We start from the raw sequence: 12,100 nt of genomic DNA, 5'->3' as shown, positions 1-12,100 counted from the left end.
ACCCCGACCGGCTGCGCTCCGAAGCCGCCCTTGCCCACCTCTGCGGCGCCGCCCCGATCCCCGCAAGCTCCGGACGCACCGACCGCCACCGCCTCAACCGCGGCGGCGACCGAGCCGCCAACAACGCCCTCTACACCATCGCGCTAACCCGCATGCGCTACGACCCCCGCACCCGCGACTACGTGCAACCGCACCAAACAAGGCCTCGCCAAGACAGAAATCATGCGCTGCCTCAAGCGATACATCGTCCGCGAGGTCCACACCGCGCTCATGGCCGACTTCACCGCCCTCAGCACCGCTTGACGTCCATAGGAGCATCCCGCTGATCGCGGCGCACGATAGAGCCGAGAACGACATGCCCCAGGGGAAACGTTCCCTGGGGCATGTCGCTCGGGTGGGGGTGCCGCGCGGGCCGCGGCACCCAGGCTCTTCCGTGCCGCTTCCGGTCGACCTAGAGTGGGGGCGGCGACCGTGACGGTGGCCGGTGACCCGGCGGGAGGCGCAACCCGGCGGGCCCAGGCGCGTCCCGCGCCCACCGGTCCTCCGCCGCGACCTCGCCACGCACCGGTGCGACCGGTCGCCCTCGCCCCGGTCCGCCCGTACGGAATCCCCATTCCAACAGGGGAGAGAAGGACAATGGCGCGACCTATCACGCTCTTCACCGGCCAGTGGGCCGATCTTCCGTTCGACGAGGTCTGCCGGCTCGCCTCCGAGTGGGGCTATGACGGGCTGGAGATCGCCTGCTGGGGCGACCACTTCGAGGTCGACAAGGCGCTCGCCGACGACTCGTACGTCGAGCGCAAGCGGGAGACCCTGGCCAAGCACAACCTCCAGGTCTTCACGATCTCCAACCACCTGGTCGGCCAGGCCGTCTGCGACCACCCCATCGACGAGCGGCACCAGGACATCCTGCCCGCCCGGATCTGGGGCGACGGGGAGCCCGAGGGGGTGCGTCAGCGGGCCGCCGAGGAGATCAAGGACACTGCCCGGGCGGCGGCGAAGCTGGGGGTGAACACCGTCGTCGGCTTCACCGGCTCGTCGATCTGGCACACCCTGGCGATGTTCCCGCCGGTGCCGCCGTCGATGATCGAGAAGGGCTACCAGGACTTCGCCGACCGGTGGAACCCGATCCTCGACGTCTTCGACGAGGTCGGGGTTCGGTTCGCCCACGAGGTGCACCCGAGCGAGATCGCGTACGACTACTGGACGACGAAGCGGGCGCTGGAGGCGATCGGCAACCGGCCCGCCTTCGGGCTGAACTGGGACCCGTCGCACTTCGTCTGGCAGGAGCTGGACCCGGTGAACTTCATCTTCGACTTCGCCGACCGGATCTACCACGTGGACTGCAAGGACGCCAAGGTGCGCACCGGGGACGGGCGGCGTGGCCGGCTCGCCTCGCACCTGCCCTGGGCCGATCTGCGCCGCGGCTGGGACTTCGTCTCCACCGGGCACGGTGACGTGCCGTGGGAGGACTGCTTCCGGGCGTTGAACGCGATCGGCTACTCCGGGCCGATCTCGATCGAGTGGGAGGACGCCGGGATGGACCGCCTGGTCGGCGCCCCGGAGGCGCTCCAGTTCGTCCGCCGGCTCGCCTTCGACGCCCCGACCGCCGCCTTCGACGCGGCGTTCAGCAGCAAGGACTGAAACCACCCGGCCCGGGGGTCGGCCGCCGGTCGGCCCCCGGCCCGGTCAGTGCGTGGCGAAGACGTGCTCGCTGACCAGCCGCGCCGCGCCCACCAGCGCGGCCCGGTCGGCCAGGTCGGTCAGCACGACCGGCATGGCGCCGGTGGCCAGCGGGGCCGACCGGCGGTAGACCACGCTGCGGATCTCGGCCAGCAGGAGGTGCCCCGCCCCGTCCGGCGCGCCACCGATCACGACGATGCCGGGGTTGAAGAAGCTGACCAGCCCGACCAGCACCCGGCCGAGGCGCCGCCCCGCGTCGCGTACCACGGTCTGGGCGGCGGGGTCGCCGGCGGTCGCAGCGGCGGCCACGTCCCGCACGGTCAGCGTGCCCGTGGCGGCGAGCCGGGCGGCCAGCGCACCGGGCGGGCCGGACCGCGCGGCGGTCAACGCCGCCCCGACCAGCCCGGCGTCGCCGCAGTAGGCCTCCACGCAGCCGCTCTCGCCGCAGACGCAGGGCGGCCCGTCCTCGCCCAGCGGCAGGTGCGCGATGTCCCCGGCGCTGCTGGTCGCGCCCCGGTAGAGCGTCCCGCCGAGCACCAGGCCACAGCCGATCGCCGTGCCGAGCTTGAGGTAGAGGAAGTCGTCGAAGGTACGGCCGATGCCGGTGTGCTGCTCGCCGAGGGCGAGCAGGTTGGCGTCGTTGTCCACCAGCGCCGGGCAGCCCAGCTCGGTGGCGAACGCGTCCCGGACTCCGAACCGCTGCCAGCCGGGCAGGACCGCGGGCGCGACGGAGGTGCCGGCCTCGGCGCCGACCGGCCCGGGCAGGCCGATGCCGACCCCGGCCAGCTGGGCGACGCCCAGCTCGGCGCGGAGCTTCTCGACCAGCTCGACGGCCCGAGCGATCACCGGTTCCGGCCCGATGCGGACGTCGACCGCGTCGTCGGCCTCGGCCAGGACGTTCAGCTCGCCGTCGGTGATCGCCACCCTGGCCTGGTCGGCGGCGACGACCACGCTGGCGAAGCGCACCCCACCGGCGAGGCGCAGCAGCGAGGAGCGACGCCCGCCGCGGGAGGCCGCCGGCCCGGCGGTCTCGACCAGGCCCCCGGCGACCAGCCGCTCCAGCTCCGTGGTCAGCGTCGAACGGGACAGGCCCAGCGCGTCGCCCAGCTCCACCCGGGAGCGGGGGCCGTCGTCGCGGAGCAACCGGACGAGACGTGCCTGCTGCGTGTTCTCCGGCCGGACGAGCACCATCGCCATCACCTCCGGCTGGAGTCTTCCACGACGGTGTTACCGCCTTGTAGCGACCAGGGGTCGCATCCGATGACGGATGCGACCCCTGGCGTCACCTGTCGAGTCTGTCAGCCCCGCAGACCCGACATGTGCTGGTAGCTGACCTCCGCGTACCGCAGCGAGCGGCCCGGGTCGGCGGACCCGCCCGGCGCGTTGTCCTGCTCCCACATCGGGTTGTGGTAACCCTTCGCGCCCATGTTGGCGAAGAAGTTGCCGTAGTCGATGTCGCCCTCACCGAGCGGCACCATCGCGTAGCCGGCCGCGCTGGCCGGGTCGTAGGTGCCGTCCTTGGCGTGGAACAGCGGGAACCGGATGGTCTGCGCGGCGACCACGGCCAGCGGGTCGAAGATGCTGGTCTGGGTCACCCCGTCCGGGTCGGTGTAGCTGCGGAACCGGTGCTGGGCCACGTGGGCCCAGTAGATGTCCATCTCGAACCAGACCCACTCCGGGTTGGTCAGCCCGATGAAGTACTCCAGCTTGCGTACGCCGGAGGACCGGGTGGGCCGCCCCTGGGCGTCCAGCGGCCCGCTGTCGAGTAGGAAGTTGTACGCCGCGTCGTGGTTGTGGGTGTAGAGCTTGAGCCCACGGGCGGCGGCGATCTCGCCGAGGGTGTTCCACCGGTCGACGGCGGCGTCCCAGTCGGCCTTGTAGTTGCTGCCGGTCGGGTCGTTGCCGGTGCCGATGTGGGTCATCCCCAGCGTCTCGGCGATGTCGAGCTGCTGCTCGAACGCGGCGAGGGTGGTCGGGTTGATGGTGCTGGGGATGGAGGCGTGCGATCCGTTGGCCCGCAGCCCGTTGTCGTCGAGGATCTTGCGGATCTCCTCGGCGGTGATCTGCCGGCCCAGGATCGACGTGTTCTGGGTGTACCCGGCGAACTCCACCTCCTTGTAGCCGATCTCGGCCAGCCGGCCGAGGACCCGCTCGAAGCCGTACGGCACGCCGCTGGTGTCCGGGGCGGCGCTGATCCGGTCCCGAACGCTGTAGAGGATGATGCCGCGCTTGCCGGTGGGGACGAGCAGGCCGTTGCCGGCGAAGGCCGGGGAGGCCAGGCCGGTGGCGCCGACGGCGGCCACGCCGGCGGCGCCGGCCAGGGCGCCGAGCATCCGGCGCCGGCTCATTCCGTGCTGACTGTCGTTCATCTGCTGCCTTTCCTGGTGCGGTTGGTGGGTGGAGCGGTTGGCCGGGGCCGCCGCGGCGGCCCCGGCCACGGCGTCGTCAGGACGTGACGCCGATGCCCTGTCCGGCGAACTCGATCCAGTTCAGGTTTCCGAAACCGCTGGTCGGACCGCCGGGGACGGTGTTGAAGACGAGGTAGAGCCGGTGCGGGCCGCCCGGGTCGGTGATCGGCAGGGTGGTGCTGGTGAAGGCGTTGTTGCCGGTGGTGGCGTTGACCACCGTGGTGCCCAGCAGCGGGCCGGTGGGGGAGTCCAGCCGCAGCTGGACGCCGAACCGGGGCTGCCCGGCGGTGGCCGCGCTGCCGCCCGAGGTGCGCAGCGTGACCGACTGCATGTTCCGCAGGTCCACCGTGTTGTTGACCGCGATCCAGTCACCCGGGTCGAGGCTGCCGCGCTGCTGCCCGCCACCGGTGTCGGCGCTGGCGCCGACGGTGGTGCCGGACTGGTCGACGGCGAACTCGACCTCCTGCCGCTTGTCCTGGATGACCTGCTGGTCCACCGTGGTCAGCGCCGGCTGCCCGTTGGCCCCCTGGTCGGTGTAGGAGGCGCTCACCACGCCGTAGATGTAGCCGCCGTGCGAGGCGTCATCCGGGTCGGTGGGCAGCACCCCTGAGCAGCCGAACTGGTTGGCCTCGCCGTGCCCGTGGCTGTCGTGGCCCAGGACGAAGGTCACCTCGACCTTGCCGCAGTCGACCGGCCCGTCCTCGGGGTCGGTGACCGTCACCGACCAGGGGATGCCGTCACCCCAGCTGAAGAAGCCGCCCTCCGGCGGGGTGTTGACGGTGACCGTCGGCGCGGTGTTGCCGACCGTGATGGTGGTGTTGGCCGACGCGGTCTTGCCGCTGGAGTCGGTCACCGTCAGCCGGGCGGTGTAGACGCCGTTGGCGGTGTAGGTGTGCGTCGGGTTCGGGTCGACCGAGTCGGTCGTGCCGTTGCCGTCGAAGTCCCAGGCGAACGAGATGGAGTCCGCCGGGTCCGGGTCCTTCGACCCCTCGCTGCTGAACGCGACGGTCAGCGGTGCGGTGCCGTTGGTCCGGTCGGCGGTGAGCACCGCGTTCGGCGCCCGCAGCCCCTTGACGTAGCTGAACTTCAGCATCGCCGCGTCCGGGTTGACGTTGAAGAACCCGTCGCCGTACGTCAGCAGGTAGAAGTTCCCGTCCGGGCCCCACTTCATGTCCATCGGGTTGTCGCAGAGGAACGGCTTCGTCGGCGTGGTGGGCGCCTGCCCGCAGTTCAACACATTGTTGATCTTCAGGATGTCGCCCTGACCGTCGAGCCGGATCTCCTTGAGCGTGTCCCGGGTGAACTCGCCGAAGAAGATCGCGCCATCGAAGTACGCGGGGAACTTCGTCTCCGACCTCAGCTCCGGGTCGTAGTCGTAGCGCGCCGCGCCGTGCGGACCGACGCCGCCGGTGCCCAGCTCCGGGAAGAGCACCGGGCAGGTCTGCGTCGGGGTGGACAGGTAGGACTCCGGGCAGGGAGTCGGGGCCTGGAACGAGTACCAGAGCTCCGACTTCTGCACCGCCGGCAGGTCGGTCAGGCCGGTGTTGTGCCGGGAGGTGTTGCGCGGCGCCGCGCAGTCGAACGGCGCCACCGGCGAGATCGGGTTGGTAGTCCAGTTCATCTCGATGTACGGCAGGTTCGGCTGCACGCACATTGGCCAGCCGTAGTTCGCCGGCTTGTCGACCACCATCATCCGGCCGGTGCCCGCCGGACCCCGGCCCACGGCGGCGGTCGAGGAGTCGGGGGAGTAGTCGGTGATGTAGGCGACGTCGTCGGAGTCGAGGGTGATCCGGAACGGGTTCCGGAAGCCCATCGCGTAGATCTCCGGCCGGGTCTTGTCGCCCGGGTCCTGCGCCTCGGGGAACATGTTGCCCGCCGGCACGGTGTAGCTGCCGTCCGGCTGGACCGAGACCCGCAGGATCTTGCCGCGCAGGTCGTTGGTGTTGGCCGAGCTGCGCCGGGCGTCCACGAACGGCGCCTGGTAGACCCCGGTGGCGCTGACCGAGTCGTTGTGCGGCGAGAAGCCGCCCGAGCCGCCGCCGCCGGCCGGGGTGTCGTCCCCGGTCACCAGCCAGAGGTTGTTCGCCGAGTCGAAGGCGATGTCACCGGCGACGTGGCAGCAGGCGCCCCGGTCGACCGGCACCTGGAGGATCTTCTGCTCCGATGCGACGTCCAGCGACGGGGACTCGCCGTCGACGAACTTGAAGCGGGACAGCTGGAAGTAGCCCTTCCACTGGTCCCAGGCCGCCGGGTCGGTGCTGGTGGTCGGCGCGCCGCCGGTGGGGGTGTCCAGTGGTGGCGCGTAGTACAGGTACACCCACCTGTTGGTGGCGAAGTCCCGGTCGATCGCCGGCCCGTACATCCCGTCCTCGCTGTGGGTGTAGACCGGGATTTGGGCGAGCACGGTGGTCTGGTTGCTCTTCGGGTCGTGCAGCCGTACGCCACCGCGACGGTCGGTCTGGATGACCCGGCCGTCGGGCAGCACGTCGAAACCGATCGGCTCGTTGACGTTCGGCTGCGCGCCGACGACCTCCATCTGGTAGTTGGCCAGCACGGTCGCGCCACAGTCGCCGTCGGTGGTGCGGGCCGCCCACTGGATCGCTCCGGCGAGGTGGGCCCGCAGGTCGGCGCCGGAGTAGCTCTCCGGGGTGGCGCCGAGTCCGGTGTAGAAGGAGCGGCCACCCTGGTAGTCCTTGCACCAGGTGACCGGGTGGTCGAAGCCCATGCTGCCGCCGGCGTACGTCTTCTCGTCCACCGTGGCCAGGACGTGTGAGAAGCCCCGGACGTTGGCCGCGAAGTTGTACCACCGGTCGGTCGTGGTCCACCGCTCGGGCAGCGGGGCGGACGCCGGGTGCACCCGGTCGGCGACGGTGACCGTGGCCGGGCTGGCCGGTGCCGCGGGCCCGGCGGCGCGGGTGCCGAGCACCTGGTCGAGGAAGGACCAGCCCGGCTCCGCCTCGATCGCCGAGTGCACGCCGACGAAACCGCCGCCGTCGCGGTAGTACTGCTCGAACGCCGCCTGCTGGGCGTCGGTCAGCACGTCGCCGGAGGTGTTCAGGAACACCACCGCGCGGAACTGCTTGAGGTGCGGCTCGTCGAACTTGCGGGAGTCGTCGGTGACCTCGACGGTGAACCGCCGGTCGTTGCCGAGTTCCCGGATCGCGGCGACCCCGGCGTCGGTGGCGGCGTGGCTGCCGCCGGCCGATCGGGTGAAGACGAGGACCTTGTACTGGATGCCGTTGCTCTGCTCGGCCGGGGCGGCCTGCGCCGGCGCCGGCTGGTGGGGTTCGGTCGCGACGAGCGTCGCGCCGACGAGGGTGAGAAGGCTGAGGTAGGTGACGGCTCTTCGGCCGATGGGTCTGCGCATCGAACCTCGCTCTGGTCGGGCGGGTCCGCCCCAGCGCCGGTACGTCGCTGAGGAGGTCGCCGGGGGAGTACCAAGAGCCTGGCCAGGTTCTACGCAGGACGATATTTGCGGGTGACACTAAAGAGAAGGGGTAACCGGCAGAAGTTTTTGTCGATACGGTCGAACTTTCGTTCCAAATCGGAGAAAGTCTCCCCAGCCGTTGACCGTGCGGCCGTGACGTGCGCAGACACGGTACGGGCCCGACCGCCGAACTGGCGGTCGGGCCCGTACCCAGGTGCGACTAGAGGGTGTTGCTGTTGGTGCCCGAGCCGGACGGCTTGGTCCGCGGCGTGGTGCTGGCCGACGACGTCGACCCGCCACTCGACGCACCGGTGCTGTGCTTCGCGCCGACCGTGGCCGGCGTGCCGGCGAACGCGTCGTCCGCCGCCGTCAGCTCCTGCTTGTGGCCGTTGCCGGTGCCCAGCTTCTCGCCCAGCTTGGTCTGGCCGAGCTTGTCCTTGCCCTCGCTGTAGAGCCGGGTCGCCTGGGCCTGAGCCACCCCGGCCGCCTCCTGGACGGTCGGGTGGTCGAGCACCTTGCGGCCCCGGACCACCAACTCCTCGTACTTCTCCCGGCCGGCACGGGCGCCCAGGACGAATCCCGCAGCCAGCCCGCCAAGAAACATGATCTTTCCGCGCATGGCGGCTCCTTCCGTACCTGACGCGCCGTCGGTCGCGTCGGGTCACCCCGGCGTACGACCACCTCGCGCCTGCGTCCTGTCGTCCGCAGCTAACTACCCATCCTGCTCCGTACTCATACCTGCTTGTGCCGTGATGACGATTTATCCGAATTGCCGATCCCGAGCGCCCCGGGTGGCCGGCCACTGTCCGGGCCGGGATGGGCTCGGTAACCCCCTGGACTCACACCCCCCGGAGTCCTGTATTCTTGTCCCCGTCGCACGGCGCCGGAGAGATCCGCACGCCAGCCGATGCAGTCCCCTGTAGCTCAATTGGCAGAGCAGCCGGCTGTTAACCGGCAGGTTATTGGTTCGAGTCCAATCGGGGGAGCCGCTCCACGAAACGCCCGTCGGCCCTCGCCGCCGGGCGTTCGTCGTTTCCGCCCTCCCTGCCCCGCTCCCGGTGTGGCAGTCCGCCGGCGCGCCGGTTCCGCCACGGCGCAATCGGGGCATAGGTGCCGTTTCGCCCCCTCCTGGTTCGCCTCCCGGGCAGGATGGACGATGTCGGCTTAGGCTTCGGTTGCGTCGTTTTGTGCGTCGAATCACGGGTGGGGGCGGATGTCCGGACCGGTAGGCCGCAGCCGGGCCACGCTGATCGCGGTCGTCGTGGTGCTGGCGTGGCTGGTCATCGGCGCGGTCGCCGGACCCTACTCGGGGCGCCTCGGCGACGTGGCGACCAACGACAATGCCGCCTTCCTCCCCGCCGACGCCGAGGCCACCCGCGCGCAGGAACTGGCCGGCGGCTTCGTGGACCGGCAGAGCACCCCCGCCCTCGTGGTCTACGAACGGCGCTCCGGCCTCACCGAGGCCGACAAGCAGCGGGTGGCCGGGGACGCCGCCCGGTTCGCGCAGCTGCCCGGGGTGGTCGGGCCGCTGCCCCCGCCGATCCCGAGCGCCGACGGGCAGGCGCTCCAGGTGGTGGTCCCGATCGACGACGCCGAGGGGGAGCGGATCGGCAGCGTCGTCGAGCGGATCCGGGGAATCGCCGGCGGCGGTGCCGGCGGGCTGACCGTGGACGTCGCCGGTCCGGCCGGCCTGCTCGCCGACCTGATCGAGGTCTTCTCCGCGATCGACGGCGCGCTGCTGCTGGTCACCCTCTGCGTGGTGCTGGTCATCCTGCTGATCGTCTACCGCAGCCCGGTGCTCTGGGCCTTCCCGCTGCTCGCCGCCGGGATGTCGTACGCCGTGGCGTCGCTCTTCGTCTACCTGCTCGCCGACGCGGACCTGGTCACCCTCAACGGGCAGGCGCAGGGCATCCTCACCGTGCTGGTCTTCGGCGCCGGCACCGACTACGCGCTGCTGCTGGTCGCCCGCTACCGCGAGGAGCTGCACCGGCACGAGACGCCCTGGGCGGCCATGCGCACCGCCTGGCGGGGCGCGGCCCCGGCCATCATCGCCTCCGGTGGCACCGTCATCGTCAGCCTGCTCTGCCTGCTGCTGTCCAGCCTGAACTCCAACCGGGCGCTCGGGCCGGTCGCCGCGATCGGCATCGCCGCCACCCTGCTGGTGATGCTCACCTTCCTGCCCGCGCTGCTGGTGCTCGGCGGACGTTGGGTGTTCTGGCCGCGTCGGCCCCGCAACGACCGGGCCGACCCGCAGGCCGAGCACGGGATCTGGGCCCGGATCGCCGGCTTCGTGGCCCGGCGCGCCCGGCGGGTCTGGGTGGTCACCGCGCTCCTGCTGGCCGTCCTCGCCGTCGGCCTCACCCAGCTCGGCACCACCACGCTCGGCCAGTCCGACCTGTTCACCCAGCGCACCGACTCGGTGGCCGGCCAGGAGGTGATCGCCCGGCACTACCCGGCCGGCACCGGCAGCCCGGCGAGCATCTTCACCAGTCAGCAGACCGCCCGGCAGGTCACCGAGACGGCCCAGGGCGTCCGTGGGGTGGCCGCCGTGCGACCGGTGACCGCCGAACTGGCCGGCGCCGCCGCGTCGGGGACGCCGCCGCTCGTGGTCGACGGCCGGGTCCAGCTGGAGGCGACGCTCGCCGACCCGCCGGACAGCGACGGGGCCGAGCGGACCATCCGCGAGCTGCGTGCGGCCGTGCACCGGGTGCCGGAGGCCGGCGCGGTGGTCGGTGGCTTCACCGCGATCAACGTGGACACCACCGACGCGGCCGAACGCGACCAGAACGTGATCATCCCGGTGGTGCTGGCGGTCATCGCGGTCATCCTGGCCCTGCTGCTGCGCGCGATCGTGGCCCCCGTCCTGCTGATCGTGACCGTGCTGCTCTCCTTCGCGGCCACCCTCGGGCTCTGCGCGCTGCTGTTCCGGTACGTCTTCGACTTCCCCGGCGTGGACGCGTCCTTCCCGCTCTTCGCCTTCGTGTTCCTGGTCGCCCTCGGCATCGACTACAACATCTTCCTGATGAGCCGGGTCCGGGAGGAGTCCACCCGACGCGGCACCCGGGCCGGCGTGCTGGCCGGCCTCGCGGTCACCGGCGGCGTGATCACCTCGGCCGGCGTCGTGCTCGCCGCGACCTTCTCCGCGCTCGCCGTGCTGCCGCTGGTGGTGCTGGTCGAGCTGGGCACCGCGGTCGCGGTCGGCGTACTGATCGACACCATCGTGGTCCGCTCGCTGCTGGTGCCCGCGGTCGCGTACGACATCGGGCCGACGATCTGGTGGCCGGGCCGGCTGGCCCGCCGCAACCGTGAGGAGGGCCGGCTGAATGCTGGTTGAGACGGACGTGGTCATCGTCGGCGGCGGCCTGGCCGGGCTCGCCGCCGCCCGCCGGCTGCATCGCGCCGGTGTGCCCTGGCTGCTGCTGGAGGCGAGCGACCGGCTCGGCGGCCGGGTGGCCACCGACGCGGTCGACGGCTACCTGCTGGACCGGGGTTTCCAGGTGCTCAACACCGCCTACCCCCGGCTCGGCACGCTGCTCGACGTCGACCGGCTGCGGCCGGGCCTGTTCACCTCCGGGGTGCTGGTGCGCCGCGGAGACCGGCTGGTCCGGCTGGTCAACCCGCTGCGCGAGCCGACCGGCGCCCCGGGCACCGCGCTCGCCGGGATCGGCTCCCTGCTCGACCGGATCCGTTTCGCCGGGCTCGCCGCCGGCTGCGCCACGCTGCCGGCCGGACGGCTGCTCAGCGCGCCGGAGACCACCAGCGAGGTGGCGCTGCGACGGGCCGGCCTCTCCGACACGATCATCGAGGAGCTGATCCGCCCGTTCCTCTCCGGCGTCCTCATCGACCGCGAGCTGGAGACCTCCAGCCGGGTGCTGGCGATGGTGCTGCGGTCGTTCGCCCGCGGGCGGATCGGCCTGCCGGCCGAGGGGATGGCCGCCCTGCCCCGGGCGATCGCCGACCCGCTGCCGGCCGACCTGATCGAGCTGAACACCCCGGTCGCCGAGGTCGCGCCCGGCCGGGTGCGCACCCAGGCCGGCGACCTCCGCTGCCGGGCCGTCGTGGTCGCCGTGGACCCGCCGGCGGCACCCACGCTGCTGCCGGCCGTGGCGACGGTACGCATGCACAGCTACGCGACCTACTACCACAGCACCGAGGCGGCACCGCTGGACGAGCCGATCCTGCTGCTCGACGGCGAGCGGCGGGAGATCCTCGCGAACACGGTGGTGGTCAGCAACGCCGCGCCGACCTACGCCCCGACCGGCCGGCACCTGGTGGCCACCTCGGTGGTCGGCCCGAAACCCCCACCCGAGCCGGCCGTACGCGCCGAACTGGCCCGGCTCTACGGCCGGTCCACCGCCGACTGGACCCACCTGACCACCGTCCGCGTACCCGACGCGCTGCCCGCCGCGCCGCCGCCTCAGGGCCGGCTGCGCAAGCCGGTGGCGCTCGGTGACGGGCTCTTCGTCGCCGGGGACCACCGGGCCAGCCCGTCCATCCAGGGCGCCCTGGCCAGCGGCTGGCGGGCGGCCGGCGAGGTGCTGGCCGAGCTGCGTGCCGGCTGAACGGGGGAGTTGCGGCCCGT

General features: G+C 72.0%; 7 protein-coding genes, 1 tRNA gene and 1 pseudogene. 5 read left to right on the top strand and 4 right to left on the bottom strand.

Annotation, left to right across the window (positions count from 1 at the left end; all coding sequences use genetic code 11):
• Positions 1-303, top strand: a pseudogene (locus ACIBBA_RS27995) (transposase); the annotation flags it as partial.
• A gap of 333 nt (positions 304-636) precedes the next feature.
• Positions 637-1,644 (top strand): sugar phosphate isomerase/epimerase family protein, encoded by a 1,008-nt coding sequence (locus ACIBBA_RS27990; RefSeq protein WP_350874073.1) that lies wholly within the window; start codon positions 637-639, stop codon positions 1,642-1,644.
• A gap of 45 nt (positions 1,645-1,689) precedes the next feature.
• Here ACIBBA_RS27990 and ACIBBA_RS27985 read toward each other — a convergent pair whose 3' ends face one another.
• The 4 genes from ACIBBA_RS27985 to ACIBBA_RS27970 all read right to left on the bottom strand — a co-directional run bounded on the left by ACIBBA_RS27985 (position 1,690) and on the right by ACIBBA_RS27970 (position 8,137).
• Complete coding sequence (locus ACIBBA_RS27985) at positions 1,690-2,874, bottom strand: ROK family protein (RefSeq protein ID WP_396701049.1); 1,185 nt, start codon at positions 2,872-2,874, stop codon at positions 1,690-1,692.
• A gap of 107 nt (positions 2,875-2,981) precedes the next feature.
• Complete coding sequence (locus ACIBBA_RS27980; RefSeq protein WP_396701047.1) at positions 2,982-4,052, bottom strand: sugar phosphate isomerase/epimerase family protein; 1,071 nt, start codon at positions 4,050-4,052, stop codon at positions 2,982-2,984.
• A gap of 76 nt (positions 4,053-4,128) precedes the next feature.
• Positions 4,129-7,458 carry a ThuA domain-containing protein gene (locus tag ACIBBA_RS27975; protein ID WP_396701045.1) on the bottom strand — a complete coding sequence of 1,110 codons (3,330 nt, stop codon included), beginning with the start codon at positions 7,456-7,458 and terminating at the stop codon, positions 4,129-4,131.
• Between the two features lie 280 nt (positions 7,459-7,738).
• Positions 7,739-8,137, bottom strand: a complete 399-nt coding sequence (locus tag ACIBBA_RS27970; RefSeq protein ID WP_350874077.1) for a hypothetical protein — start codon at positions 8,135-8,137, stop codon at positions 7,739-7,741.
• 294 nt (positions 8,138-8,431) lie between these two features.
• Between ACIBBA_RS27970 and ACIBBA_RS27965 the strand changes: the two genes are divergently transcribed.
• The 3 genes from ACIBBA_RS27965 to ACIBBA_RS27955 all read left to right on the top strand — a co-directional run bounded on the left by ACIBBA_RS27965 (position 8,432) and on the right by ACIBBA_RS27955 (position 12,080).
• Positions 8,432-8,504: transfer RNA gene (locus tag ACIBBA_RS27965), tRNA-Asn, on the top strand.
• A gap of 227 nt (positions 8,505-8,731) precedes the next feature.
• Positions 8,732-10,852: an MMPL family transporter gene (locus tag ACIBBA_RS27960; protein WP_396701042.1), complete on the top strand. Its 2,121-nt coding sequence runs from the start codon at positions 8,732-8,734 to the stop codon at positions 10,850-10,852.
• Positions 10,842-12,080, top strand: a complete 1,239-nt coding sequence (locus ACIBBA_RS27955; RefSeq protein WP_396701040.1) for an NAD(P)/FAD-dependent oxidoreductase — start codon at positions 10,842-10,844, stop codon at positions 12,078-12,080. Before ACIBBA_RS27960 ends, ACIBBA_RS27955 begins: the two co-directional genes overlap by 11 nt.
• The last annotated feature ends 20 nt before the right edge of the window (positions 12,081-12,100 follow it).

This window comes from Micromonospora sp. NPDC051006 (assembly GCF_044456245.1).
In the GTDB taxonomy this organism is placed as follows: Bacteria; Actinomycetota; Actinomycetes; order Mycobacteriales; family Micromonosporaceae; genus Micromonospora.
Note: the sequence above shows the minus strand (reverse complement) of the source record. Positions and strands in the feature narration are given on the sequence as shown.